The sequence below is a fragment of the Bradyrhizobium sp. UFLA05-112 genome, from assembly GCF_053572325.1.
Genome location: NZ_JBANBK010000009.1, coordinates 104,957 through 131,320, shown reverse-complemented (window position 1 = coordinate 131,320; position 26,364 = coordinate 104,957). Strand labels below are relative to the sequence as shown.

The 26,364-nt window shown below is 65.1% G+C and carries 24 protein-coding genes and 1 other RNA gene; 10 read left to right on the top strand and 15 right to left on the bottom strand.

The genetic code is table 11. From position 1 onward, the window contains the following. Positions 1 to 3 precede the first annotated feature (3 nt). Together SO180_RS07905 and pyrE are read right to left on the bottom strand one after the other, a co-directional pair. The gene (locus SO180_RS07905) at positions 4 to 768 is read right to left on the bottom strand and encodes a DUF2865 domain-containing protein (RefSeq protein WP_449378268.1); all 765 of its coding nucleotides are present in this window, start codon (positions 766 to 768) and stop codon (positions 4 to 6) included. Between the two features lie 209 nt (positions 769 to 977). Further along, positions 978 to 1,541: an orotate phosphoribosyltransferase gene (gene pyrE, locus SO180_RS07900; protein WP_449378244.1), complete on the bottom strand. Its 564-nt coding sequence runs from the start codon at positions 1,539 to 1,541 to the stop codon at positions 978 to 980. A gap of 204 nt (positions 1,542 to 1,745) precedes the next feature. Here pyrE and SO180_RS07895 point away from each other — a divergent pair, with 204 nt between their 5' ends. After that, positions 1,746 to 2,372, top strand: a complete 627-nt coding sequence (locus SO180_RS07895; protein ID WP_449378243.1) for a glutathione S-transferase family protein — start codon at positions 1,746 to 1,748, stop codon at positions 2,370 to 2,372. A 177-nt stretch (positions 2,373 to 2,549) separates the two neighbouring features. On the opposite strand, the gene SO180_RS07890 is transcribed toward SO180_RS07895, so the two are convergent. The 4 genes from SO180_RS07890 to SO180_RS07875 all read right to left on the bottom strand — a co-directional run bounded on the left by SO180_RS07890 (position 2,550) and on the right by SO180_RS07875 (position 8,177). After that, positions 2,550 to 3,185 carry a LysE family translocator gene (locus SO180_RS07890; RefSeq protein ID WP_449378242.1) on the bottom strand — a complete coding sequence of 212 codons (636 nt, stop codon included), beginning with the start codon at positions 3,183 to 3,185 and terminating at the stop codon, positions 2,550 to 2,552. Positions 3,186 to 3,273: 88 nt separating this feature from the next. Then, a complete protein-coding gene (locus tag SO180_RS07885; protein ID WP_449378241.1) occupies positions 3,274 to 3,816 on the bottom strand; it encodes an NADPH-dependent FMN reductase in 543 nt (180 codons plus the stop codon). Between the two features lie 13 nt (positions 3,817 to 3,829). Beyond that, the gene (polA, locus tag SO180_RS07880) at positions 3,830 to 6,913 is read right to left on the bottom strand and encodes a DNA polymerase I (RefSeq protein WP_449378240.1); all 3,084 of its coding nucleotides are present in this window, start codon (positions 6,911 to 6,913) and stop codon (positions 3,830 to 3,832) included. 196 nt (positions 6,914 to 7,109) lie between these two features. Beyond that, positions 7,110 to 8,177, bottom strand: coding sequence for an acyltransferase family protein (locus SO180_RS07875; RefSeq protein ID WP_449378239.1), 1,068 nt, complete (start codon positions 8,175 to 8,177; stop codon positions 7,110 to 7,112). A gap of 201 nt (positions 8,178 to 8,378) precedes the next feature. Between SO180_RS07875 and SO180_RS07870 the strand changes: the two genes are divergently transcribed. From SO180_RS07870 to SO180_RS07855, 4 genes are all read left to right on the top strand, one after another. Further along, a complete protein-coding gene (locus SO180_RS07870) occupies positions 8,379 to 9,695 on the top strand; it encodes a UDP-glucose dehydrogenase family protein (RefSeq protein WP_449378238.1) in 1,317 nt (438 codons plus the stop codon). A 142-nt stretch (positions 9,696 to 9,837) separates the two neighbouring features. After that, complete coding sequence (hrpB, locus tag SO180_RS07865; RefSeq protein ID WP_449378237.1) at positions 9,838 to 12,315, top strand: ATP-dependent helicase HrpB; 2,478 nt, start codon at positions 9,838 to 9,840, stop codon at positions 12,313 to 12,315. 279 nt (positions 12,316 to 12,594) lie between these two features. Beyond that, complete coding sequence (locus SO180_RS07860) at positions 12,595 to 13,110, top strand: TIGR02281 family clan AA aspartic protease (RefSeq protein ID WP_449378236.1); 516 nt, start codon at positions 12,595 to 12,597, stop codon at positions 13,108 to 13,110. Positions 13,111 to 13,292: 182 nt separating this feature from the next. Then, on the top strand, positions 13,293 to 14,792 hold the full coding sequence (locus SO180_RS07855; RefSeq protein ID WP_449378235.1) for a phosphomannomutase/phosphoglucomutase: 1,500 nt from the start codon (positions 13,293 to 13,295) through the stop codon (positions 14,790 to 14,792). A 189-nt stretch (positions 14,793 to 14,981) separates the two neighbouring features. Here SO180_RS07855 and SO180_RS07850 read toward each other — a convergent pair whose 3' ends face one another. The 9 genes from SO180_RS07850 to SO180_RS07810 form a co-directional block, all read right to left on the bottom strand. Further along, positions 14,982 to 15,491, bottom strand: a complete 510-nt coding sequence (locus SO180_RS07850; RefSeq protein ID WP_027520825.1) for an Lrp/AsnC family transcriptional regulator — start codon at positions 15,489 to 15,491, stop codon at positions 14,982 to 14,984. Positions 15,492 to 15,589: 98 nt separating this feature from the next. After that, complete coding sequence (locus SO180_RS07845; RefSeq protein ID WP_449378234.1) at positions 15,590 to 16,510, bottom strand: sugar kinase; 921 nt, start codon at positions 16,508 to 16,510, stop codon at positions 15,590 to 15,592. 12 nt (positions 16,511 to 16,522) lie between these two features. Continuing rightward, positions 16,523 to 17,467 carry an NAD(+) diphosphatase gene (nudC, locus tag SO180_RS07840; protein WP_449378233.1) on the bottom strand — a complete coding sequence of 315 codons (945 nt, stop codon included), beginning with the start codon at positions 17,465 to 17,467 and terminating at the stop codon, positions 16,523 to 16,525. 27 nt (positions 17,468 to 17,494) lie between these two features. After that, positions 17,495 to 17,914: an HIT domain-containing protein gene (locus SO180_RS07835; protein WP_449378232.1), complete on the bottom strand. Its 420-nt coding sequence runs from the start codon at positions 17,912 to 17,914 to the stop codon at positions 17,495 to 17,497. Positions 17,915 to 18,239: 325 nt separating this feature from the next. Continuing rightward, positions 18,240 to 19,367 (bottom strand): muconate cycloisomerase family protein, encoded by a 1,128-nt coding sequence (locus SO180_RS07830; RefSeq protein ID WP_449378231.1) that lies wholly within the window; start codon positions 19,365 to 19,367, stop codon positions 18,240 to 18,242. Continuing rightward, a complete protein-coding gene (locus SO180_RS07825) occupies positions 19,364 to 20,119 on the bottom strand; it encodes an SDR family NAD(P)-dependent oxidoreductase (protein ID WP_449378230.1) in 756 nt (251 codons plus the stop codon). The genes SO180_RS07830 and SO180_RS07825 overlap by 4 nt, the downstream gene beginning before the upstream one ends. Beyond that, on the bottom strand, positions 20,119 to 20,937 hold the full coding sequence (locus tag SO180_RS07820; RefSeq protein ID WP_449378229.1) for an amino acid ABC transporter ATP-binding protein: 819 nt from the start codon (positions 20,935 to 20,937) through the stop codon (positions 20,119 to 20,121). Before SO180_RS07820 ends, SO180_RS07825 begins: the two co-directional genes overlap by 1 nt. Beyond that, complete coding sequence (locus tag SO180_RS07815; protein ID WP_254110009.1) at positions 20,934 to 21,596, bottom strand: amino acid ABC transporter permease; 663 nt, start codon at positions 21,594 to 21,596, stop codon at positions 20,934 to 20,936. Before SO180_RS07815 ends, SO180_RS07820 begins: the two co-directional genes overlap by 4 nt. Positions 21,597 to 21,813: 217 nt before the next feature. Further along, positions 21,814 to 22,674, bottom strand: a complete 861-nt coding sequence (locus SO180_RS07810) for a transporter substrate-binding domain-containing protein (protein WP_449378228.1) — start codon at positions 22,672 to 22,674, stop codon at positions 21,814 to 21,816. A gap of 178 nt (positions 22,675 to 22,852) precedes the next feature. Between SO180_RS07810 and ffs the strand changes: the two genes are divergently transcribed. The 5 genes from ffs (at position 22,853) to SO180_RS07785 (ending at position 26,295) form a co-directional block, all read left to right on the top strand. Continuing rightward, an RNA gene (gene ffs, locus SO180_RS07805) (signal recognition particle sRNA small type) lies at positions 22,853 to 22,949 on the top strand. A 94-nt stretch (positions 22,950 to 23,043) separates the two neighbouring features. Further along, positions 23,044 to 24,882: a DNA polymerase III subunit gamma/tau gene (locus SO180_RS07800; RefSeq protein WP_449378227.1), complete on the top strand. Its 1,839-nt coding sequence runs from the start codon at positions 23,044 to 23,046 to the stop codon at positions 24,880 to 24,882. Between the two features lie 26 nt (positions 24,883 to 24,908). Further along, positions 24,909 to 25,229: a YbaB/EbfC family nucleoid-associated protein gene (locus SO180_RS07795; RefSeq protein WP_449378226.1), complete on the top strand. Its 321-nt coding sequence runs from the start codon at positions 24,909 to 24,911 to the stop codon at positions 25,227 to 25,229. A gap of 1 nt (position 25,230) precedes the next feature. Further along, on the top strand, positions 25,231 to 25,833 hold the full coding sequence (recR, locus tag SO180_RS07790; RefSeq protein ID WP_284271008.1) for a recombination mediator RecR: 603 nt from the start codon (positions 25,231 to 25,233) through the stop codon (positions 25,831 to 25,833). Positions 25,834 to 25,863: 30 nt separating this feature from the next. Beyond that, complete coding sequence (locus tag SO180_RS07785) at positions 25,864 to 26,295, top strand: hypothetical protein (protein WP_449378225.1); 432 nt, start codon at positions 25,864 to 25,866, stop codon at positions 26,293 to 26,295. The last annotated feature ends 69 nt before the right edge of the window (positions 26,296 to 26,364 follow it).

Here is a 26,364-nt window from a genome sequence, read left to right as displayed (position 1 = left end):
GCGTCAATTCAGCCCCGCGCGCCTGCCCGATTTCTGCGTCGGCGTCTTCGGCACCGTCACATCCGGCGGCGTCTCGCGCACGATCTCAGGGGGTGGCGCGTCCGTCGCCACCGTCTCGGCGCGCACCGGCGCAACCTTCATCTCGCCGAGGCGGGAGCGGACCTGTGCGGTGAGGCCGGGATAGGAGGCGACCGGTGTGAAGTCGGCGGCCTGCTCGTTGCCGAGGCGAACGCCGGTATAGGCAACGAGACCGTCGCTCGTCGCGATCACGTCACCGGCCTTCAGCGACGTATCGAGCGCCAAGTCCACCGGCGCAAGTCCGACCGGCTCGCGGCCATTGCAGGTGCAGTCCGCACGGAGCGCCTTGCGGAAGGCAAACGCGTTCTCGCTATCGGCATAGCGCTCGCCGGTCTGCGAAGTGGCGCCGTCGATGTTCGAGCCGAAATAGATTTTTGTCGTGGTGGCAGGACAGAACGCCTGACACATCTGCGCCGGCGAGGCCACGCCGCGCATCAGCGGGAAATACTTGCCGTCACAGGTGCGCACACAGAACGCCGGACCGGAACCGCTGGCGGCCGAACGCGTCGGCGAATCCTGGGCGGGCCCATTCGGCTGCGCCGCCGCGAAGGGATCGATATAGGAACTCGCCTGCGGCGCGCTGCGCTGCGGACGCTGTAGTGCGTTGAAGAAGAAGTCGAACAGGCCCTCGGCGGACACGGGGGCAGGCGCCACGAGAAGCGGCGTGGCAACAGTTGCAGCCACAATCATCGCGCGGTGCGGCCAACGCACATTGGACAAATCTGTACGCAATGCCCACTCCACCCGACGCCACGAACCGCACCGAGAGCGACGTGTCTCAGCGCTGATTCACCATAGTGTCGGATAGTAAATGAGCGATGACCGTGGCGGTTGTTGGATCGAATCGCGTCAAGGCCGGGGACAAGCCCGGGCAAGACGATGGACAGAGCCTTGCCGTCTCAACCCTTCAAAAATTCCGACGCCTTGTAGAGCGAGCGGAACGGCAGGCCGGCCTGACCGAAGGTATCATTGGCGCCTTCCTCGCGGTCGACCATGGTCAGCACCAGCACCACATTGGCGCCGGCCTCGCGCACCGATTCCACCGCCTTCAGCGCCGAGCCGCCGGTGGTGGTGACGTCCTCGACGATCACGACGCGCTTGCCTTGAAGCGTCTCGCCCTTGGCAAGGCCTTCGATGGCAAGCTTGGCGCCGTGCTCCTTCGGCTTCTTGCGCACGAAGAAGGCCGCGATCGGATGGCCTTTGATCCATGAGATCTGCGCGAGCGCACCGGCGAGTGGCACCGCGCCCATCTCCAGTCCACCGATGAAATCGAGCTCGTCGTCCTTCAGCGCTTCATAGGTGAGCTCGGCGAGCAGCGTCGCCCCTTCGGGGTCGAGCATGGTCGGCTTCAGGTTGAAATAGAAATCGCTCTTGCGGCCCGACGCGAGCGTCACCTCGCCGCGGCCGAAGGAGCGCCGGCGGATGATTTCGAACAAGCGGGCGCGGGAGGCTGATTTCGACACGACGGTCCCTCTGGGGCACTTTTGGAGGAGGCGGAATTTATCCGCCACAGAGCCGACATGCCAGAGGGGGGTGGCCCCGCAAAACCACCGTCAACAGGGGATCGTCCGCGCCTTTCGGACAGCCACCATGCCGGACCGCTGGTTGTAAGGCCGCGACGTCCTGGAGTAGTGGGGTGCCAGACAAAGCGGGAAGGAAACCGGCAAATGACCATCGAGCTCCACACCTGGAATACGCCGAACGGCCGAAAAATTTCGGTCGCGCTGGAGGAAATGGGGCTCCCTTACAAGGTCTTCCCGGTCAACATCACCAAGGGCGAACAGATGGCGCCCGAGTTCCTCAAGCTCAGTCCGAACAACAAGATCCCGGCGATCGTCGACCCCGAGGGGCCGGACGGCAAGCCCGTCAGCGTGTTCGAATCCGGTGCGATCCTGCTCTATCTCGGCGAGAAGACCGGCAAATTCCTCCCGAAATCGCTGGCCGGCCGCGTTCCCGTCTATGAATGGTTGATGTGGCAGATGGGCGGCTTCGGACCGATGCCCGGCCAGGTGCATCACTTCATCGCGCTGGAGAACGAGCAGGACCGCGCCTACGGGTTGAAGCGCTATATGGCCGAGACGCGCCGTCTCTACGGCGTGCTGGATCGCCGCCTCGAGGGCCGCGACTTCGTCGCGGGCGATCTCTCGGTCGCCGATTTCGCCATCCTGGGCTGGGCCTGGCGCCACCCGCGCCACAAGGTGGAGCTGGCGGATTTTCCGAACGTGAAGCGCTGGTACGAGGCGCTGATGGCGCGCCCCGCGGTGAAGCGCGGGATTGAGGCGAAACTGGATTAGTCGACCAGTCGGCTCTCGTGCCCCGGACGCAGTACAGCGCGTTAGCGGTGCACTGCAGAGCCGGGGCCCATGTGGAATTAGGTCCTGGCTCTGCGCAGCAGCGCACCGGACGATGCTTCGGATCGCCGGGGAGCGCTGCAGCGCGTCCGGGACACGAGCATGTGCTTTGCTGCTCGGCTATACCCGCTTCGCTTCCACCGCCATCCGCACGGCAAGCCCGGCGAGCACCGTGCCCATCAGCCAGCGTTGCACCAGCATCCAGCTCGGGCGGGTCGCCAGGAACAGCGCGATCGAGCCGGCCGCAAGCGCAATCATCGCGTTGACGCTGACACTGATCGCGATCTGGATCGCACCCAGCACCAGCGACTGCGCCAGCACGCTGCCGACGGCGGGGTCGATGAACTGCGGCAGCAGCGCCAGATAGAGCATCGCGATCTTGGGATTGAGCAGGTTGGTGACGAACCCCATCGCGAACAGTTTTCGCGGGCTGTCGACGGCGAGCTTCTTCACCTGAAACGGCGAGCGTCCGCCCGGCTTCACCGCCTGCCAGGCGAGCCAGAACAGATAGCCGGCGCCGGCGAAGCGCAGCGCGTCATAGGCAAAGGGAATGGCGAGCAGCAGCGCGGTGATGCCGAACGCCGCGCACAGCATGTAGAACACGAAGCCCAGCGCCACGCCGCCGAGCGAGACGATGCCGGATGCGGGCCCCTGCGTGATCGAGCGCGAGATCAGATAGATCATGTTCGGCCCCGGCGTCAGCGCGATGCCGAAGCAGACGAGGGCGAAGCCGAGCAGGGAGGATGTGTGGGGCATCGGTAGAACCCGTGCGGGAGATGCTCTGGTTCTAATATGCGAGGGTCCGCGCCGCTATCGCGCAATTGCACGCAGGACAATTCATTAATTAGGACACGTCGGCCTGCACGCTCCTGACGAACGCGGCAAAACGTTCCATCGCCGAACGCAGCGGCGCCGCGACTGCAGGATCTGCGGCGATGCTACGCTCGTCCCAGGCACCGCCGAGCAGGGGCAGCGTCACGCAAGCGTCCTCTGCGATCCGGGCCGACATCGTCTCCAAGGTGAGAGTGAGGGCAGCAAGCGCGTGCGTGGCGCGAGGCGACGTGTTGATCAAGGCGACCGGCTTGCCCGGAAATTCATGGCTTCCGACCAGCCAGTCGAGCGCGTTCTTCAGGACGCCGGCGACACCGCGGGCATATTCGGGGCTGGAGATCAGGAGGCCATCCACGCTTCCGATGAGGTTGCGCATTGCGCCGACCGGGGCAGGCACGTCGTCGCCATCGAGATCCGGATTGAAGAAGGGCAGGTCCGCAATTCCTTCGAAGGCCACGACTTCGACGCCAACAGGCGCGAGCAGAGCCGCTGCGCGCAGCGCAGCCGTATTGCTCGAACCGGCGCGCAAGCTGCCGGAGATCGTTGCGATCTTCATCAAGTGTCCGCCGTCAGTGCGCCTCGTCCCAATTGGTCGCCGCGCGGGCATCGACATGCAGCGGCACCGAGAGCAGCACGGCCGGGAACGGCGCGTCCTGCATCACGTGCTGCACGACCGGGAGCGTCGCCTCCACCTCCGCATCCGGCACCTCGAAGATCAATTCGTCATGCACCTGAAGCAGCATCTGCGCCGAGAGCTTCTTTGCCGCCAGCGCGTCCTCCACCCGCGTCATGGCGCGGCGGATGATGTCGGCGGCCGTGCCCTGCAGGCGCGCGTTGATCGCGGCGCGCTCGTTGAAGGCGCGCACCGAGGCGTTGGATGCCTTGATGTCGGGGTAGTGACATTTGCGGCCGAACAGCGTGGTGACATAGCCGTGGTTCCGGCAGAAATCGCGCGTCTCGTCCATATAGGCGCGGATGCCGGGGAAGCGCTCAAAATACTTCTTGATGTAGGCGGAGGCCTCCTCGCGCGCGATGCCGAGCTGGTTGGCAAGGCCAAACGCCGAGATGCCGTAGATGATGCCGAAATTGATCGCCTTGGCCCTGCGCCGGATTTCGCTCGGCATGCCCTTGATCGGCACGCCGAACATTTCCGACGCGGTCATCGCGTGAATGTCGAGCTCGTCCTTGAAGGCCTGCTTGAGCACGGGAATGTCGGCGATCTCGGCGAGCAGCCGAAGCTCGATCTGCGAATAGTCGGCCGAGACCAGCTTGTGGCCAGGCGTTGCAATGAAGGCGCGGCGGATCTTTCGCCCGTCCTCGGTGCGAACCGGGATGTTCTGCAGGTTCGGCTCGTTCGACGACAGCCGGCCGGTGGTGGTCGCTGCCAGCGCGTAGGTCGTATGCACGCGATGGGTCTGCGGATTGACGTAAGTCGGCAGCGCGTCGGTGTAGGTCGATTTCAGCTTCGAGACCTGGCGCCATTCCAAGATCTTTTTCGGGAAGCCGTGGCCCTGCTCGGCGAGATCATCCAGCACCTGGGCCGTCGTCGACCACGCGCCGGTCTTGGTCTTGGTGCCGCCCGGAAGTCCCATCTTGCCGAACAGGATGTCGCCGATCTGCTTCGGGCTGCCGACATTGACGGGCTCGCCGGCGATCTCCTGGATCTCGGCTTCCACCCGCGCCGCGGTCTGGGCAAAGTCGCCCGACAGGCGTGACAGCACCTGGCGGTCGATCGAGATGCCGCGACGTTCCATGCGCGCGAGCACGCTGGTGAGCGGACGCTCCAGCGTCTCGTAGACGGCGGTCATGTGCTCGGCGATAAGGCGCGGCTTCAGCACGTGCCATAAGCGCAGGGCCACATCGGCGCGCTCGGCCGAATGCTCGGTCGCCTTGTCGATCGCGACCTGGTCGAAGGTGAGCTTGTTCTTGCCGCTGCCGACGAGCTCGCTTTCGGCCAGCACAGCGTGGCCGAGCCAGCGCTCGGCGAGCGATTCCAACGCGTGCGAGCCCCGGCCGGCATCGAGCACATAGGAGATCAATTCCGCGTCGTCATGGTTGCATAGTGTGATGCCGGCCTGCGCCAACAGCACCGCGATGAACTTGGCATTGTATCCGATCTTCAGGATGCCATTCGATTCGAGCACTGGCTTCAGCGCGGCAACGGCCGCTTCGAATTTCACCTGGTCGGGTGCGAGCCCGGCGTCGAACAGTCCGGCGCCGCCGCCCGGCGGCTTGTGGGCCAGCGGCACATAGGCGGCATCATCAGCGCCGAGCGCCAGCGCGATGCCGCAGATATCGGCCTGCATCGGGTCTTCCGAGCTTGCCTTCACCTCGATCGCGACATGGCCGGTATCGTGGATGCGCGCGATCAGCGCGTTGAGCTGGTCGAGGGTCTTGATCGTCTGATATTTGGCGCGGTCGATCCTGGTCTTGCGCGCGGCCTCCGCGCGGGCCTCGGCGAGCGAGACCGGCGTGCCCTTGGGACTGGCGGCCTTGTCTTCCTTGCCGGCGGCCTTGTTGGCCTCCTTGGGCGCAGCTTGCGCTGCTGCGCCAGCTTCCGACGCCGGCACGACGTCCGAGGGCGGCAGTGGCGAGAACACGCTGGCGCCGGTCTTGTAGCCGGGATCGGCCTCCACATCGGCGGGATCGACCTGGGCGTATTCGGCGACGCGGCGGGTCAGCGTCGTGAACTCCATCGCCTTCAGGAAGGCGATCAGCTTGCGCGCGTCGGGCTCGTGGACGGCAAGATCGTCGAGCGGCACCTCGAGATCGACCTTGTCGTCGAGCAGCACGAGCTGGCGCGAAATCCGCGCCTTCTCGGCATTCTCGATCAGCGCTTCGCGCCGCTTCGGCTGCTTGATCTCGGTCGCGCGGAACAGAAGCTGCTCCAGGTCGCCATATTCGACGATCAGTTGCGCCGCGGTCTTGATGCCGATGCCGGGCACGCCCGGCACGTTGTCGGTGGAATCACCGGCGAGCGCCTGCACCTCGACCACCTTCTCCGGCGGCACGCCGAATTTCTCGATCACCTCGGGAATGCCGATACGGCGATCCTTCATGGTGTCGTACATGGTGACGCAGTCGGTGACGAGCTGCATCAGATCCTTGTCGGAGGAAACGATGGTCGCGCTCGCGCCACGCTCGCAGGCCTGCCGCACATAGGTCGCGATCAGATCGTCGGCCTCGAAGCCCACCTGTTCCAGGCAGGGCAGGTCGAAGGCGCGCACGGCCTCGCGGATCAGCGCGAATTGCGGAATGAGATCGTCCGGCGCCGGCGGCCGGTGCGCCTTGTAGTCGGGATAGATCTTGTTGCGGAAGGTGACTTCCGACTTGTCGAACACGATCGCCAGATGCGTCGGCCGGTTGTCCGCGGGCATGTCGCGGAGCAGCTTCCACAGCATGTTGCAGAAGCCGAGCACGGCGTTGACCTGCAAGCCGTCGGACTTGCGGTTGAGCGGCGGCAGCGCGTGATAGGCGCGGAAAATATAGGAGGAACCGTCGACCAGGAAGACGTGATCACCCTTGGCGGCCCTCTTCGCCGCCACGGGTTTGGCAGCAGGCTTGGCAGCAGCGGATTTGGTTTCGGCGGCCGCCTTGGGCGCAGCAGCCTTGGAGTCAGCTTTGGCGGTGGTCTTCGGGGAGGTTTTGGGCATGGCCGCAATGTATGAATTTTTGCGGCATTTGACAGCCTTGGAGGGGCGATTTTTGGGCTGCTGGCGCCGCTATCCCCACTGTCATTCCCCGGCTTGACCGGGGAATCCAGTACGCCGCGGCCCATCGGTCAATAACCGCTGTCTCTGGAAGACTGGGTCGCCCGGTCGAGCCGGGCGACGACCGCGGAGCGAGAAACTATTCCGCCGCCTGCAACACCGGCCCCGCCTTCTTCGGCGCGACCCAGAAGGCGTTCGGCCGCTCGAACAGGAAGTTCGCATGCATGCGCAGCGCGGCCTGCCAGATCAAGAGTGCACCGACCACGCCCACGATGGTGACGATCACCGACATCATGCCGATGTCGGGAACGATGCCGGTGCGCAGCAGCAGCGTCCGCGTCGCGGCCATCGGCAGGAAGAAGGCGAGATAGATCACGATCGAATGCTCGCCGCAGAACCGAAGAAAGTTGAGCCAGCGCGAATGCGCGAGCAGCGTGCCCAGCGTTACGATGGCGACGGCTCCGGAGAAGCCGAGCAGAAGCGAGATCATCGGCCATTCGCTTGCGCCGCGTGCGACGAGACCCGCATTGATGAGCGCCCACGCGCCAAGCGCGGCAAGGGCAACGGCGGGATGCCTGCGCGCGCGTTCCGACAACGCGAACACGTAATCGGCAAACAGATAACCGGAGTAGAAATAGACGAAGCGCGCGCAGAACTCGTCGATGGCGGTCCATCCTGTTGCGATGCGGGCCGTCTCCAGCAGCACTGCTGCGAGCCAGATCGCGAGCGGCGGGATTCGTCGTGTCAGTTTTGTGACGACGAAGAAGATCGGCAGCAGGTAGATGAACCAGAGCGTGCCGAACGGCTCGATGAATGATTCGAGGTACAGAAGGCCCGCATCGCGCCAGCCCGTTTCGGCTGCGAAAGCCGGCGCCTTGAAGCCAAACTGGATTGTCACCCAGAGGACATAAAAATAGGCGAAATGCACGACCTTGCGGTCGAGATAGATTCGCCAGTCGCGGTCGATCACGAGCGGCAAGAATAGTCCCGAAATCAGGAAGAAATCCGGCATCCGGAACGGCTTTGCGAAGGCGACCAGACCATGCATGAACCCGGGTTCGCCGGCAGCGAGCTCAACCCCGATCACCGAGTGCATCATCACGACCATGACGATGCAGATGCCCTTGGCATAATCGACCCAATCGACGCGCGCCGGCGGCGAGGTCTTGGAGCCTCCGCTTGCCGCGATCGTGCCAATTGGTGTCATGGTGTCCCTTTTCGAGGCGCTTACCGCCCAAGAGCGAGGCACAGTATGCCGGCGGCAGGTTTCGGTCCCCTTTACTGTACAAATCACATGCCGGTCTTCTTGCCGTTTTTCTGGGGATCAGCCTCTTCCCCGCGGACCTGAAAATGCTTTAAGACCGCTCCAAAGCGTCATCATGCGTTAACCAAGACAGGCAGGTTTTTCATGCGAATTGCCATGATCGGCACGGGCTATGTAGGGCTGGTTTCCGGTGCGTGCTTTGCGGATTTCGGCCATGACGTCACCTGCGTCGACAAGGACGAGCGCAAGATCGCCGCGCTCCACCGCGGCGAGATCCCGATCTACGAGCCGGGGCTGGACTCGCTGGTCGAGACCAACGTGAAGGCCAAGCGCCTGAGCTTCACGACCGACCTTTCGGGGCCGGTTGCGGAGGCGGACGCCGTGTTCATCGCGGTCGGCACGCCGTCGCGGCGCGGCGATGGTCATGCTGACTTGTCTTACGTCTACGCCGCCGCGCGGGAGATCGCTGCCTCGCTTTCCGGTTTCACGGTCGTCGTTACCAAGTCCACGGTTCCGGTCGGCACCGGCGACGAGGTCGAACGCATCATCCGCGAGACCAATCCGAAGGCCGATGTGGTGGTCGCGTCCAATCCTGAATTCCTGCGCGAGGGCGCAGCGATCCGCGATTTCAAGTTCCCTGATCGCATCGTGGTAGGCACGAATGACGAGCGTGGCCGAAAAGTGATGAGCGACATCTACCGTCCGCTGTCGCTGAACCAGGCGCCGCTGATGTTCACCGCGCGCCGCACCGCGGAAATGATCAAGTACGCCGCCAACGCGTTTCTGGCGACCAAGATCACCTTCATCAACGAGATCGCCGATTTGTCCGAGAAGGTCGGCGCCAACGTCCAGGAGGTCGCGCGCGGCATTGGCCTGGACAACCGCATCGGCACCAAGTTCCTGCATGCGGGCCCGGGCTTCGGCGGATCCTGCTTCCCGAAGGACACCAAGGCCCTGATCAAGATCGCGCAGGACTATGATGTGAGCCTGCGCATCGTCGAATCCGTGCTTGCCGTCAACGAGAACCGCAAGCGCGCGATGGCGCGCAAGGTCAGCCACGCGCTTGGCGGCGCGCTGCGCGGCAAGACCATCGGCGTGCTCGGTCTCACCTTCAAGCCCGACACCGACGACATGCGCGATGCGCCGTCGATCCCGCTGGTGACCGGACTGCTCGACATGGGCGCGAAGGTGCGCGCCTACGACCCGGTCGGCATGGACCAGGCCAAGCACGAGCTGCCGGCGATCGAATATTGCGAGGATGCGTATGCCTGCGCCAAGGGCGCGGACGCGCTTGTCATCGTCACCGAATGGGTGCAATTCCGCGCGCTCGATCTCGATCGGCTGAAGGAGACCATGGTGCAGCCGGTCGTGGTCGATTTGCGCAACATCTATCGTCCCGAAGACATGGAAGCCGCCGGCTTCGTCTATGAGAGCGTCGGACGACCCGCCGGGCAGGTTTGATCGCCGCATCTTGTTGTCATACCCCGCGAAGGCGGGGTATCCAGTATGCTCGACCCTCGTCGGTGACGAGGGTCTGAGTTTACTGGATCGCCCTCTTTAGTCCGCCATTTCGCACGAGGCGGGCGATGACGGATGCCGGATATTGGCTCGCAGCTTCGACACGCCCCTACCGATCGATGCGGTGCTCGACGACCTGTCGCGCACGCTGGAAGCGCATAATGCTGCCGTGCTGGTGGCGCCGCCTGGTGCCGGCAAGACCACGCGCGTGCCGCTGGCGCTGCTGGATGCGCCCTGGGCCAGGGACAAGAAGATCATCGTGCTGGAGCCGCGGCGCATCGCGGCGCGCGCGAGCGCCGACCGCATGGCCAAGTCGCTCGGCGAGCGCGCCGGCGAGACCGTCGGTTATCGCGTCCGCTTCGGTTCGAAAATCTCGCGTGCGACCCGCATCGAGGTGGTGACGGAAGGCATCTTCACCCGCCAGATCCTCGACGATCCCGAACTGACAGGCGTTGCCGCCGTCCTGTTCGATGAATTCCACGAGCGCTCGCTCGATGCCGATCTCGGTCTCGCGCTGGCGCGCGATGCGCAATTGGGCCTGCGCGAGGATCTGCGCATCCTCGTGATGTCGGCGACGCTGGACGGCGCCCGGGTGGCGAGGCTGCTGGGGGAAGCGCCCGTCGTCGAGAGCGAGGGCCGTGCGTTCCCGGTCGAGACGCGCTATCTCGGCCGCAAGGCGGACGCCCCGCTGGAGCGGCAGATGGCGGATGCGATTGCCTCTACGCTGCGCACTGACGCCGGCTCGGTGCTGGCGTTCCTGCCCGGCGCGGCCGAGATCCGGCGCACGCAGAACTTTCTCGCCGAACGCATCCATGATGCTGCAATCGAGATCGTGCCGTTGTTCGGCGCGCTGGATGCCGCCGTGCAGGACCGCGCCATCGCGCCGGCGCCCAAGGGCACGCGCAAGGTGGTGCTGGCGACCTCGATCGCGGAGACCTCGCTCACCATCGAGGGCGTGCGCATCGTCGTGGATTGCGGCCTCGCCCGCGTGCCGCGCTATGAGCCCGATATCGCCTTGACGCGGCTAGAGACCGTGCGAGCTTCGCGCGCTGCGGTCGATCAGCGCCGCGGCCGCGCCGGCCGCACCGAGCCCGGCGTGTGCTACCGGCTCTGGGACGAGCCGCAGACCGCCTCGCTCGCGCCCTACACGCAGCCTGAAATTCTGAGCGCGGACCTCTCCTCGCTCGTGCTGGATCTTGCGCAATGGGGCGTCAGCGATCCTGCCGCGCTCTCGTTTCTCGATCCGCCGCCTCAGCCCGCCCTGAAAGAGGCAAACAGCCTGCTTGCCGAGCTCAACGCGCTCGATGCCGACGGTCGCATCACCGCGGAAGGCAAGAGCCTGCGCGCGTTGGCGCTGCCACCGCGGCTCGCACGCATGATCGTGGATTCGCATCGCGCTGGCAGCGGCGGGGCCGCCGCCGAAATCGCCGCGATCCTCACCGAGCGCGGGCTCGGCGGCGACAGCGTCGATCTCGACCATCGTCTCGACCAATTCCGCCGCGACCGCTCACCGCGTGCCACCAGCGCCCGCGACCTCGCACGACGCTGGGCCTCGCAAGTCGCGTCATCGGAGAATGGGACGCCGAGGCAGGGCGACTTGCGCACCGGCATCATGCTCGCCTACGCCTTCCCCGACCGCGTTGCGCGCAACCGCGGCAACGGCAGCTTCGTGCTCGCCAACGGCCGCGGCGCGGCCGTCGAGCAGACGTCTTCCCTTGCGCGCGCGCCCTACATAGCGGTGGCCGAGATGACGGGTACGGCGGCGAGCGGACGCATCCTGCTTGCCGCGCCGATCAGCGAGGACGATATTGAAGGTCACTTCGCCGAGCACATCGAAACCTCGGACGAGATTTCCTTCGATCGCGGTGCAATGGCGCTGCGCGCACGTCGCAAACGTGCGCTGCACGCCATCACGTTGTCCGAGGCGCCGCTCACGCTCACGCCGTCCGAGACGACGGCCCGCCTCCTCGCCGACGGCCTGATTGCCGCCGGTCTCGATCGGTTGCCCTGGTCGAAAGCCGCCATTCAATGGCGCGACCGCGTGATGTTCCTGCGCAAGGCCGAAGGCGAGAGCTGGCCCGATCTGTCCGACGCCGCCTTGATCGCGCGGCGCGATGACTGGCTGGTGCCCGCGCTCTACGACAAGACGGCGCTGAAGGACGTCGCCGCCGGCGACCTCTCCGAGGCGCTGATGGCGCTGCTGCCGTGGGAGCTGCGCGCACGGCTCGAACGCGAGGCGCCCACCCATTTCGAGGCGCCGACCGGGACGATGCTCGCGATCGATTACGAGGCCGAGCAGGGCCCGACCATCGCCGTCCGGCTCCAGGAACTGTTCGGCCTCAACACTCATCCGTCCATCGCGGGCGGCAAGGTGCCGCTCGTTCTCGAACTGCTGTCTCCGGCACAGCGCCCGGTGCAGGTGACGCGCGACCTGCCCGGCTTCTGGCGTGGTAGCTACATCGCGGTCCGCTCCGACCTGCGCGGCCGGTATCCGCGCCATCCCTGGCCGGACGATCCAGCGAATGCGCTCCCGACCCGGCGTGCCAAGCCGCGCGGGACGTAAACCGGGGCAGACCCTCATGGTGAGGAGCGCGGAACGCGCGTCTCCGGACGATGCTGCGCATCGCCGGGCGAACCATGCAGGCCCCGCTCGTACCCGCGGCCATCCTTCGAGGCGCCCGCTTCGCGGGCTCCTCAGGATGAGGGCTTTGTGGTGTTGCCACGCGGTCGCATTAACCCTTCCGTCACGCTTTTCGCCAAAATGGCGGCGTCCCGGCCGCAAGCTCGCTCGCGGAGGGACGCGTAGCGTGCTGAAATCGTGTTTTCGGTTCCGAGTGGTGCCATGCGTAACATTATGATCTTCGCGGCCATCATGATTGGGCTGGGCACATTCATGGCGCAGATGGCCGACAAGATGAGCTCCGCCTCCGCCACCTCGGCGCCGCGCCAGATGGCCGCAGTGCAGGCGGCCGCGCCGCAAGCGAGCAATCGCAGCGTCAGCATCCCGCCCGACGCCCGCGGCCACTTTCAGACCGAGGGGCGCATCGACGGTCAGCGCATCGGCTTCATGGTCGACACCGGCGCTTCCGTGGTGGCGCTGAATGAGACCTCGGCTGCCCGTTTCGGCCTGCGCCCGTCGCGCGGCGACTACAACGCCAGCGTCGCCACCGCCAACGGCACCATCAAGGGCGCGCGCACCCGCATCGCCATGCTCGACGTCGGCGGCCTCATCGTTCGCGACGTCGATGCCATGGTGTTGCCGGACGAGGCGCTGTCGGAGAATTTGCTCGGGCTTTCCTTTCTGTCCAAGCTGAGGCGCTTCGAATACGCCAACGGCCAGATGGTGCTGGAGCAATAGCGCGGGTCGCTCCGGGCTTCATTTCGCTTTGTTGCGTTGATTTGAAGGGCGGCGGGTAAGGTTTCCCCGTTACCAAACTGCCGCAATTATCCGCCATAAGCCGCCGATCCCGCCTTCCGCTCGGCCTGAGCATTCGCTATGCCTGCGGTATATTCCTCCTGCCCATTAACGAGATTGTCTCGATGTTTCCCAAGCCGAAATCCGCGCTGCTGCCCAACACCTATGCCTTCGAATCCGAGCCGATGGTGAAGGCCACAGGCTTTCGCGAATACGACGCGCGCTGGCTGTTTCAGAAAGAAATCAACCTGATGGGCGTGCAGGCGCTCGGCATGGGGCTGGGTGCGCTGATCGCCGAGCTCGGTGTCAAACAGGAGATCGTCACCGGGCACGATTTCCGCGGCTATTCGGCCTCGATCAAATATGCGCTGATCTCCGGCCTGATGGCGGCGGGCTGCAAGGTGCATGACATTGGCCTCGCCGTGACACCGATGGCCTATTTTGCGCAGTTCGACCTGGATGTGCCCTGCGTCGCCATGGTCACGGCCTCGCATAACGACAATGGCTGGACCGGCGTGAAGATGGGTGCCAACCGTCCGCTGACCTTCGGCCCCGATGAGATGACGCGGCTGAAGGAGATCGTGCTGGGCGCCGATTTCAAGAACAAGGTCGGCGGCTCCTATCAGTTCCACGAAAATTATCCGGCGCGCTATATCGCCGATCTCACCAACCGTCCGAAGCTGAAGCGCAAGCTCAAGGTGGTCGCGGCCTGCGGCAACGGCACCGCCGGTGCATTCGCGCCGCAGGTGCTGGAGGCGATCGGCTGCGAGGTGATCCCGCTCGACACCGAGCTCGACCACACCTTCCCGAAGTACAATCCGAACCCCGAGGACATGGAGATGCTGCACGCGATCCGCGACGCCGTGCTGCATCACAAGGCCGACGTCGGCCTCGGCTTCGACGGCGACGGCGATCGCTGCGGCGTCGTCGACAATACGGGCGAGGAGATCTTTGCCGACAAGGTCGGCGTGATGCTGGCGCGCGACATGTCGGCGATCCACAAGGACGCGCAGTTCGTCGTCGACGTGAAGTCGACCGGCCTGTTCATCACCGATCCCGTGCTGCAGAAGCAGGGCGCGAAGACCGCCTACTGGAAGACCGGCCATTCCTACATGAAGCGCCGCACCAACGAGATGGGCGCGCTTGCCGGGTTCGAGAAGTCGGGCCACTTCTTCTTCAACAAACCATTCGGACGCGGCTATGATGATGGCCTCGTCTCCGCGATCGCGATCTGCGACATGCTTGACCGCGCCCCCGGTAAAACGATGGCGGATCTGAAGAACGCGCTGCCAAAAACCTGGTCGTCGCCGACCATGTCGCCGCACTGTGCCGATGAGGCCAAGTATGGCGTCGTCGACGCCGTGGTGAAGCACTTTGAAGGTCTTCAGAAGGGCGGTGCGAAGATCGGCGGCCAGGCGATCCGCGATCTCGTCACCGTCAACGGCGTGCGTGTCACGGTGGAGGACGGAAGCTGGGGCCTGGTGCGCGCATCCTCGAACAAGCCCGAGCTCGTCGTGGTGGTCGAAAGCCCGGTCTCCGAGCAGCGCATGCACGACATGTTCGAGATGGTGAATAGCGTGCTGCGCACGCATCCGGAAGTCGGCGAGTACAATCAGAAGATTTGAGCGAGGCTCCCGCCTCTTTCACCGCTGTCATGCCCCGCCACCGGGTCTCGCCTTCGGCGAGCCCGATGACAGGCTCCGGCGGGGCATCCAATACGCCGCGGCTTCTCGGTTCAATAACGAACGTCTCAGAGTACTGGATCGCCCGGTCAAGTCGGGCGATGACAGTTCCGTTGTGGTGAGATTCGAAGCCTAAGCCGCCACCACCGCCGGGATCGGCAGTGCGGTGACCGACTTGATCTTCTCCATGGCGAAGCGCGAGGTGACGTTCTTGAGCGGCACGGCGCTGATCAGCTTCTTGTAGAAGACGTCATAGGCCTGCATGTCCGCGACCACGACGCGCAGCATGTAATCGACATCGCCCGCCATGCGGTAGAACTCCATCACCTCGGGCATAGCGCTGACGGCCTCGGCGAATTTCTTCAGCCAGGCCTCCGAATGGTCGGCGCTCTCGACCGACACGAACACCGAAATGCCGAGCCCGATCTTGTTCTGGTCGACCAGCGCCACCCGCTTGAGGATCACCCCATCGGCCTCCAGACGCTGGATGCGCTTCCAGCAAGGCGTGGAGGATAGTCCGACCCGGTCGCCGATCTCGGCAACCGACAGGGAGGCATCTTCCTGGAGGACCATCAGAATCTTGCGGTCGATGGCGTCGAGGCGGCGGTTGGTCTCTGGGAGTTGGACGGCGAGGTCGCTCATTTGAGGAACTTTTTTCCATTTCAGGGGTCGAAACCCCTCATATATAGAAAAATCTTCTAGAGCAAGCTGATATTCAGGCGACAGGGTGCCCGCGCTGGTTAGCTTCCGAGCAAAAGCCCTTCAACTTCAATGCGTTGCGGCGCGGCGAGGCCGCCACCAAAGCGAGTGCATTTCAGCGCGGCCGCGGCCGCGGCGAATCGAAGCGCCTCCCGGGCCTCCACGCCTTCGGCGAGGCGAAGGGCAAACGCGCCATGGAAGACGTCGCCCGCGCCGAGCGTATCCACGGCATGAACCGGAAAGGCCGCCGTCTCCTCCAGCCCACCCCGCTCGTTCAGCCAGATCGTGCCGCGCGGGCCGCGGGTGGCGGCGACGAATGCCGGTGTCAGCCTCGCAAGCGTCTTCAGCGCTCCACCGTCGTCGGCAACACCGGCCGTTTCCTGCAACTGCTCGCTGGCGAACAGGATGTGCGAGGTGACCGCGAAGAGGCCATCGCCTTGCGACATCGCGCGGTCGACGCCGACGATGACGGCTATGCCGCGGCGTCGCGCCTCGGCGCAGAGGGGAAGGGCGAATTCGGCGCAGCGGCTCTCGACCAAAATCGCGTCGCAATCGCCGAGCAGCGCGTCGGCATCAGGCAGCTTCACTGTCCAGAGTTTGGGATCGCGATAGATGACGAGGGTGCGCTCGCCGCTCGCGTCGATCATGATCGCCGAGACCGGCGTCGTCAGGCCCGGCATGCGCACGACGTGTCTGGCATCGATGCCCTCTTGCGCCATGCGCTCGAGGATGAAGCCACTTGAGGTTTCCTGCGCATCACCCATCGGTCCCGCGAAGGCGACGCGGCCGCCGAGCCGCGCGATGGTGATCGCGGCGTTGAGCGCGTTGCCGCCGCAGATCTCCTCCAGATGCGTGGCGTTCGCCTTGCTGCCATGCTCGGGCACGCCTTCCACGCGGAAGGTGAGGTCGCGCACGGGGATGCCGATGCAGAGGATGCGTGGCGCGATCGTTTTGGCGGACATCGGCGGTCGCCGCTATACGCCGTCCTTGCCCTGCAACCAGCGGCCGACCAGATGATGGGCGATGGCGAAGGGGTGCGGGCCGGCAAGCCCGTCCGGATGCGTCCGCGTCAGCATCAGCCGGGCCTCGTCGCGGCTGAACCAGCGCGCGTCCTCCAGCTCCGAGTGGTCGACGGTGATCTCATCGGTCAACGCGCGTGCGCTGCAGCCGATCATCAGTGACGACGGGTAGGGCCAGGGCTGCGTCATGTAATACTGCACATCGGTGCAGCGGATGCCGGATTCCTCGAAGATCTCCCTGCGCACCGCGTCCTCGATGGTCTCGGCCGCCTCGACGAAGCCGGCGAGGCAGGAATACATGCCCGGCGGAAACTGCTTCTGGCGGCCGAGCAGGCACTTGTCGCCGGAGGCGACCAGCATGATCACGACCGGGTCGGTGCGCGGAAAATGCTCGACCTTGCAAGCAGGACACTCGCGCTTCCAGCCGCCTTCCCTCATCGCGCTGCGCGCACCGCAATTGGCACAATAGCCGTGGCGCTGATGCCAGGTGACCATCGACTTCGCCATCGCGATCGCGGACAGCTCCTGCGGCGGAATCGCGCCTTGCATGGCCATGCCGCGCAATTCGGTCACGCTATAGTCCTCACTGCCGATGAGTTTTTCGGCCGCCGCCTGCGGCATGCCCATGCCGAACACCGCAGCGCCATCGCGCAGCCCCAGGAAGATCGTGCCGGGATTGGCGCCGCATTTGGTGGCTTCATCGATCGAGAGCAGGGCGCGGACGCGCTCGCCCTCGCGCTTCACCAGGAGCGAGTCGCGGTAGATCACATAAGCGCGCGACGACGGGTTCTGTTCGAGTGCGAAGAGTTTTTCGTCATTGAGGCGCAGATGCGCGGCGCGATCGAGGACGTTGGTGACGAAGGCCGGCTGCCCCAGCGGAAACGAGTCGAATGCTGACATTATTGTTCTTTCAACCCAATCGTTCTTTCAACCCAACCAGATCTTGCGGCGAAGCGCGCTGATGAAGTTCTGCACCTCTTCGGCGTCATGCGCCAACGGCGGCATCACCCCCCAGACCGGGCGCGGCCAGGCAGCGTCGCTGGTGCGGCGCGCGATGATGTGCACGTGAAGCTGCGGCACGAGGTTGCCAAGCGCTGCGACGTTGAGCTTGTCGCATTTGGTGGTCTCTTTCAGCGCCCGGGAGACGCGCGTGATCTCCGTCATCAATTGCGCCTGCTGGACCTCGTCGAGATCGATGATCTCGACCGCATCCGCACGGCGCGGCACCAGCAACAGCCAGGGGTAATGCGCGTCCTTGATGACCAGCACTTTCGACAACGGCAGGTCGCCGATATCGATGGTGTCCTCTTTCAGGCGGGAGTGCAGCGACCAGGCGGGATCAGGCATGAAAGTGTTTCCGAAAGGCCCGGCGCGATCGGGCGGCGAGGGCAGGAACCCCTGAGTGTTGGCTCCGACCATACGACAGCGATTCCGTTAGGGGAAGGATCGTGCTCCGCGGAGTCCGCATACTCGATCGTCGTCCCGGACAAGCGCAGCGAAGCGGAGCGCAGATCCGGGACCCATAATCCCAGGAAGGAGTCATGGCGCGAGTTGGTAACCCCGAGTCTTCGCCAAACTCAATCCTGTGGTTATGGATCCCGGGTCTGCGCTGACGCTTGCCCGGGACGACGATTGAGTTTGTGGCTGGCGCCGGCGGCCATGCCGACGCTCCTCACGCCTCCGCCAGCACGCGCGCGTTGGCGCGGACTGAGGCTTCGCTGACGCGGATGCCAAGCCCCGGACCATCGGGCACGACGACATGGCCGCCTCGGTTCGGGATGCGCTCCTCCAGGACGTCCTCGGTCAGTACGTGGTGCGGCATGTAGAATTCGCAGCCAAGCGAGATGCCGGGCGTTGCCGCGATGAGCTGCGTGGCGGCGGCGAGCCCGATGCCGCCTTCCCACAGCGTGCCGCCATAGCCGGGCAGCCCGGCGACATCGGCGATCGCCATGATGGCTTGCGCCTCGAACAGGCCGCCGGCCTTCATCAGCTTGATGGACACGGCGTCAGCAGCTTGCCGGCGCACCACGTCCATCATGTCGCGGCGCTCGAAGCAGCTCTCGTCGGCGAGCACGGGTGTCTCCAGCTCCGCTGTGAGCTGTGCCATGACGTCGAGATATCTACGCGGCACGGGCTGCTCGATGAAGGTCGGCGAAAATTGCTCGATATCGCGCAGGATCTTGATGGCGCCGAACGGCGCCAAGGCCTGGTTGTAGTCGACGCGAAGATCGACCTTGTCGCCGAACTCCTTGCGGATCGCCGCGAGGTGATCGAGGTCCTCGCGATGCGGCTTCACGCCGGTCTTGACCTTGTAGATGACGTTGCCGTCCGGAACCATTTTGCGCATGCGCTCGAGGTCGGCGGCGAAATCGGGATCGGCGATCGAAAAGGAGAGGGGGATCGAGTCGCGCACACGGCCGCCGAGCAGATCGGCGACCGAAAGTCCCGCCGATTTGCCGACGATGTCGAGCAGCGCCATCTCGATTGCGACTTTTGCTTCGGCATGTCCAACCAGCGCGCGCTCGAGTTCCGCCATCAGCGCGCGGATGCGGCGCACCGGCTTGCCGAGCAGGATCGGACGCAAGTAGATGTCGAGCGCGGAGAACGCCGCCTCCGGCGTTCCCGTAAACACCTCCCACGGCGCCGCTTCGCCCCAGCCGACCACACCGTCGCTCGCGGTGAGCTCGAGCAGCACGCGCTTCACTGTGCCCTTGACGTTGCCGACGCCCTGAAGCCGCGCCATCTTGATCGGGCTTTCGATCAGGAACAGCCTAAGACGCTCGACGGTCGCTTCGGTCATGTCAGGCCTCCATTGACGTGCCAGACCTGGCCGGTGACATAGGATGCCTTCGGTGACGCCAGGAAGGCGATGATCTCGGCCACTTCCTCCGGCCGTCCGCGACGGCGCATCGGGATCAATGCTTCTGTTGCGGCGATCTGCTCGGGTGAAAGTCGGCTCTCGCTCGGCTTGTCCTTGACGATGAGGCCCGGCGCAACCGCGTTGACAGTGATGCCGTCGCCGGCGAGCTCGACCGCGGTGAGCCGTACCAGGGCTTCCAGTGCAGCGCGGCTCGCGGCCGTTGCCGCGAAGGGCGCGAAATCAGGGCGGATTGCGTGTGCGACGAAGGACGACACCGCGACAATCCGCGCATCGCGGCCTGCACGCAGGAGCGGAAGCGCGGCCTTGACGAAACGTGTGAAGGCGAGGGCGGATTCGTCCATAGCCTGCAGGAATTGATCTGCGGGCGTGCCGATCGGACTGCCGCGGCGGGCGTGGCCTCCAACCAGGATCAATCCGTCAAGCCGGTCAAAATTGAGATGCGCAGTCGCACATGCAAGCGTCACAGCCACTTCATTGGCGAGATCGCCGAGACATGTTGCAACGGCCGCACCGCATGCTTCGGCGTCCGCCGCGCTCGCCCTAAGTCCGTCCTCGTTCGCGCGCGTATGCAGAACGAGCCCAATGCCGGGCGCGGCGAGCAGCTTTGCCGTGGCGCGGCCGATACCGCTGGCGGCACCGGTGACGAGATAGACGCGATCGATATCTGACATCAGGATGCTGTGGTGGCCGGCGGCAACGCGCCGGTGCGGTGGAAATGGCTGAGGAAGGCGCGCGTCGCGGCCTCGCGCGGGCTGTCGATCACCTGCCGCGCCGGGCCGTCCTCGACCACGACGCCGCCGCGCATGAACACCACGCGGCCCGCGACCTCGCGGGCAAAGGCGATCTCATGCGTCACGATCACCATGGTCATGCCTTCGGAAGCGAGCTGCTGCATCACGCCCAGCACCTCGCCGACGAGCTCTGGATCGAGCGCGGAGGTCGCTTCATCGAACAGCATCACGTCCGGCTCCATCGCGAGCGCCCGCGCGATAGCGACGCGCTGCTTCTGTCCGCCCGAGAGTGTCGCCGGATATTGATCGGCCTTTTCCAGAAGCCCGACCTTTGCCAGTTGCGCTCGCGCCAATTTCTCGGCGCCTGCCTTCGGCATGCGGCGCACCGTGACGGGCCCCTCCATGACGTTCTGGAGGGTCGTCATGTGCGGGAAGAGATTAAAATGCTGGAACACCATGCCGGTGGTGGCGCGGAATTTTGCCAACGTCTTCACATCAGGCAGCTTCGCGCCTTCACCGAATGCGAAACGCGTCTCGCCGACACGGACGCTGCCGCCATCGGGCACGACCAGCAGGTTGATGCAGCGGAGCAGCGTCGACTTGCCGGAGCCCGACGGCCCGATCAGCGCGACCACGCCGCCCTTGGCGACGTCGAGGTTGATGTTTTTCAGCACCTCGTTGCTGCCGAAGCTTTTGCGCAAGCCGCGGATCTCGATCTTGCAAGTATCCTTGCAAGTATCTTTGGACGTATCGCTCATTCGCTGACCGCCAGACGCTTCTCGCCCCGCCGCACGATGATGGTCAGGGGAATCAGGATCGCGGCATAGGCGAGCGCCACCGCGGTGTAGGTCTCGAGCGGCCGGTAGCTGTCATGCGCGGCGACCTGGCTCTGATAGACGAGGTCGGGCACCGCGAGCACCGAGACCAGCGAGGTGTTCTTGAACTGGATGATCGACTGGTTCATCAGCGCCGGGATCATGCGCTTGATCGCCTGGGGCAGGACGATGCGCATCATGGCCTGGCGCGGCGTCATGCCGAGCGCGGCGCCTGCTTCGGACTGGCCGCTGTCGATCGAGACGATGCCGCCGCGGATGATTTCCGAATAGAACGAGCCGCCATAGAGCGACAGTGCCAGCGCCGAAGCCGTGATCGGCGTCATCTCGACGCCGGCGAGGATCGGCAGCGCGTAATAGAACCAGATCAGCTGCACCAGGATCGGCGTGCAGCGGAACGCCTCGACGAAGGTCAGCGCAATGCCGCGCAGCCAGCCAAAGCGCGACAGCATCGCGAGCGCGGCGATGAGGCCGAACAGCAGCCCGAGCAGCACGATGACCACGGTGAAGCCGACGGTGACGCCGAGCCCGTTCAGGAAGAGCCAGCGATAGCCCCAGAGGATGCCGAAGTCCCACTGATACATGTTGCGCTACTCAGCCGTCGAAAGCTTGGAATACTGGCGCCGCAGTCTCGCTGCACCTCTCCCGCTTGCGGGAGAGGTCGGCGCGAAGCGCCGGGTGAGGGCTCTCTCCTCATCGGGGTTCTTCATTGTGGAAATACCCTCTCCCCAACCCTCTCCCGCAAGCGGGAGAGGGAGCGCAGCAGAGTGTGCGGATCGAACTCGAGCCAATCTCACCACACTACAACGTCACGCCCGGCGGAATGTCCGCTTCCGTCACCCCCACGAGCTCCATGTTGGTGAGGATCGCGGTGCGGATGAAGCCGAGGCCCTTGTTGAAGTCGATCCAGGTGTTGACGTAGTCGCGCCAGGTCTTGTCGGTCTCGCGGCGGAAGCCGGCGTTCGAGGTGGTGGCGAAGATCGGCGTCGGCAGCACGAACTGACCGAGCGAGGGATTCTTCTTCAACACCGTGAGCGAGAGCATGGTGATCAGGCACTGCGCGTCGACGCGGCCGGTCTGCAGCGCGGCGGTGGCGTCATCCGCCGTCTTCAGGCGCGAGATCTGCGCCTTCGGGATCAGGCGGCTGACGACCTGGTCGTGCGAGGAGCCCTGGTCGACGGCGATCTTGATGTCGGGCGAATTCAGCTCGGCCCAGGTCTTCGGCTTGAAATCCTTTTTCGCGAGGAAGCCGAAGGCGTTGTTGAAGACGGGAATCGAGAAATCGACCACCAGCGCGCGCTTCGGCGTCGGGTTGAGGCCGAAGAAGATGTCGATCTTGTTGGACTGCAGATCGAGCACCGAATTGCCCCAGGTCGTCTCGGTGATCTCGAGCTCGGCTTCCATGTCGTCGGCGAGCGCTTTCGCGATGTCGACGTAAAAACCCTTCCACTGGCCGCTGGCGAGGTCCTTCATGTAGTAGGGCGCACCGCCATTGACTGCGCCGATCCGCATCTTCTTGGTGCGGCGGATGCGCGCGAAGGTGGATTCGCTGGGATCGGGGGCCGTCTGCGCCACCGCCGGGGATGCGACCGCGCCTGCCGCCATTGCCGCGCCGACCGCGCCCAGCCCGACAATCGATGCAACATCACGACGTGTAACCATTTTTGTTATCGCTTTTCTGATTGGGTGAAGTTCCGGCAGCGTTCTTACCAAGGCGGCACTGTCAGCGAAAGCACAGCCTCTTGGCGCTTTGGGCGGGGATTTGCCCGGATGCTGGGCAGGCTGATACCGACCCGATACCCGCTTGCTTTCCGGCCCTTTTGGCCCCAAATAGGGACCGGGAGATTGGCGGTGGACGAGCCACTCGCCAACCGGGTCAGGTCCGGAAGGAAGCAGCCCTAACGAGGTCCGGATCGGGTCGCTCGTCAGTCTCCTACCTGTTTTTCGAGCGAATTGCGCCGGCGGGACTCCCCGCCAGCGCGCTCCTTTCCGCAAAAGCCGGCCGAGAGAGATTTCATTGCGGATCGACCGATGACCGACGCTGGCGCCCCCACCGATCCTGACAGCGCCAGCCAGGCTGGCTTTGCGCTCGGCGCCCAGCCGGGAACGCCGTACCGGGTGCTGGCGCGCAAATACCGTCCCTCCAGCTTTGACGATCTGATCGGCCAGGAGGCCGTGGTCCGCACCGTCTCCAATGCGTTCGAAACCGGGCGTATTCCGCAGGCCTGGATCCTCACCGGCGTCCGCGGCGTCGGCAAGACCACCACCGCGCGCATCCTCGCCCGCGCGCTCAACTACGAGATGCCAGACGGCTCGGTGAAGGGCCCGACCATCCACATGCCGACGCTCGGCGTGCATTGCCAGGCCATCATGGAAAGCCGGCACATGGACGTGCTGGAGATGGACGCCGCGTCGCACACCGGCGTTGATGACGTCCGCCAGATCAACGACAGCGTGCGCTATGCGCCGGCCAGCGCCCGCTACAAGGTCTACATCATCGACGAAGTCCACATGCTGTCGACGGCGGCGTTCAACGCCTTCCTGAAGACGCTGGAGGAGCCGCCGGAGCACGCCAAGTTCGTGTTCGCGACCACCGAGATCCGCAAGGTTCCGGTCACGGTGCTGTCGCGCTGTCAGCGCTTCGACCTGCGCCGGGTCGAGGCCGACGTGCTGATGAAGCACCTTGCCAACATCGCCGCGAAGGAAGGCGTCGAGATCGAGCCGGAGGCGCTCGGCATCATCGCCCGCGCGGCGGAAGGTTCCGTGCGCGATTCGCTGTCGCTGCTCGACCAGGCGATCGCGCATGCGGCCGGCCAGGTGAAGGCCGACGCCGTGCGGCAGATGCTGGGGCTTGCCGACCGCACCCGCGTCATCGACCTCTTCGATTCGCTGGTCCGCGCCGACATCGCGTCAGCCTTCAAGGAGTTCCGCGACCAGTACGACACCGGTGCCGATCCGATCGTCGTGCTCTCGGATCTCGCCGAGTTCGTCAACTTCGTCACCCGCGTCAAGATCGTGCCGGCCACCGCCGACAACGTCGCCTATGGCGAGACCGAGCGGCTGCGCGCGCGCGACTTTGCGTCGAAGATCTCGATGCGCGTCTTGTCGCGGATGTGGCAGATGCTGCTCAAGGGCATCACCGAGGTGCAGGCCGCAACGCGCCCGGCAGCCGCCGCGGAGATGGTGCTGGTCCGCATCGCCTATGTCGCCGACCTGCCGACGCCGGACGAAGCGATCAGGATGCTGGAACAGAACGGTGGTGGTTCGCCGATCGTGAGCGGCGGAAGCGCTGCGCGCAGTACGCCGACCGCGCCGGTTGCCTCGGCGGCGCCGGTGCGCGCGCCGTCGTCGCCGTCCTCGTTCGGTGGTGGTGCGCGGCCGCAAATGGCAGCGCCCGCGCCGGAGACTCAGGGCTCGGCGCCCGCGCTGCGTATCACGAGCTTTACCCAGCTCGTCGCGCTCGCCGGCCAGAAGCGCGACCTCATGACCAAGGGCGCGCTCGAAGCCGATATGCGCCTCGTCCGTTTCGAGGAGGGCCGGCTGGAGGTTGCGCTCGAGCCCAACGCCTCCAAGACCATGATTTCCGAGCTGGCGCGCAAATTCGAGCTCTGGACCGGTCGCCGCTGGACGGTGATCGTGTCCAACGAGCAGGGCCAGCCGACGCTGCGCTCGGTCAACCAGGCCGCCAAGCAGGAGCACGCGCGGACCGCCGAGGCCGATCCACGGGTGCAGGAGGTGCTGTCGCGCTTCCCCGGCGCCAAGGTGGTCGAGGTCCGCAGGCTTGCCCCCGAGACGCCGGAATCCAATATTAACGCCGACTATGGCAGTGACGATCCGCCCGACGGTTCCGACGGCGACGACGATCTCTGAGCCTATCTTTCCAAGGACGAACACCCATGGCTGATTTTCTCGGCATGATGAAGCAGGCGGCGCAGCTGCAATCCAAGATGCAGGCGATGCAGGACGAGCTCGGCAATGTCGAGGTCGAGGGCATATCCGGCGGCGGCCTGGTTGCGGTGCGCATGACCGCGAAGATGGACGTCAAGGGCGTCAGGATCGATCCCTCGCTGATGAAGGCCGAGGAGCGCGAGGTGCTGGAGGATCTGCTCGTCACCGCATTGGGCGATGCGCGCCGCAAGGCGGAAGCCGCCATGCAGGAGAAGATGCAGGCGCTCACCGGCGGACTCGGCCTGCCGCCGGGCCTGTTCGGCCAGTGACATGGGAGCCGTTGCCGGTCCCGAGATCGAACGCCTGATCCAGCTTCTGGCGCGGCTGCCCGGTTTGGGGCCGCGCTCGGCGCGGCGCGCCGCGCTGCATCTGATCAAGAAGCGCGAAGCGCTGATGATGCCACTCTCCGCCGCCTTGCAGGTCGCGCTCGACAAGGTCCAGGTGTGCAAGACCTGCGGCAATATCGATACGCAAAGTCCCTGCACGGTCTGCACCGACCCGCGGCGCGATGGCGCCATCATCGTCGTGGTCGCCGACGTCGCCGATCTCTGGGCGCTGGAGCGGGCCAATGCGACGCAAGGGCGCTATCACGTGCTTGGCGCGACATTGTCGCCGCTCGACGGCGTCGGACCGCAGGACCTCACCATCGACGCGCTGGTCGCCCGCGCGCATGATCCGCAGGTACACGAGATCATCTTGGCGCTGAACGCGACGGTGGACGGCCAGACCACGGCGCATTACATCACTGACCTGCTCCAGGACGCCAACGTCAAGGTGACGCGGCTCGCCCATGGCGTGCCGGTTGGCGGAGAACTTGATTATCTCGATGAAGGTACGCTATCGGCAGCAATGCGGCAGCGGACCCTGTTCTAGCTATTCCCTTAAGACGACGGAACGGACGACATGACGAAACGATTCGCCAGACGGTTGGCTTTGGTCGCGACGATGATGACGCTGGTGACGCCGGCCGTCTCCGCGCAACAGGAGGATGAGGCGCCCCCGCCGTCAAAGCCCGGCAAGCCGATCAGCAACGGCGAGGTGCTCTCCGGCGAGCTGAACACCATGCGCGTGCGCGACGTCAAGAATGGCAAGAAGGTTGCGACCTACCAGATCACGTCCGAGCCACGCCGCCTGCCGGCGCCGAGCGGGTTGTGCAATCTCGAGACCGGTCCCGAGACATTCCAGCTCGTCACCTCCAGTGACGCGCAGGCCACGCAGCTGAAATCATTCGTCGGCAAGGAAATTTCCGTGAAGGTCGACGAAGTCACCTGCGCCAGCGATCCCGGCCAGATGAGCGAAGCCGTGATCACGAAGTGGAGCCTGGTGAAGAAGTAGTTGGGGGCGGCTCGCCGCGAAGGCAGCTGCCGTAGGGTGGGCAAAGGCGCGCTTGCGCCGTGCCCACCA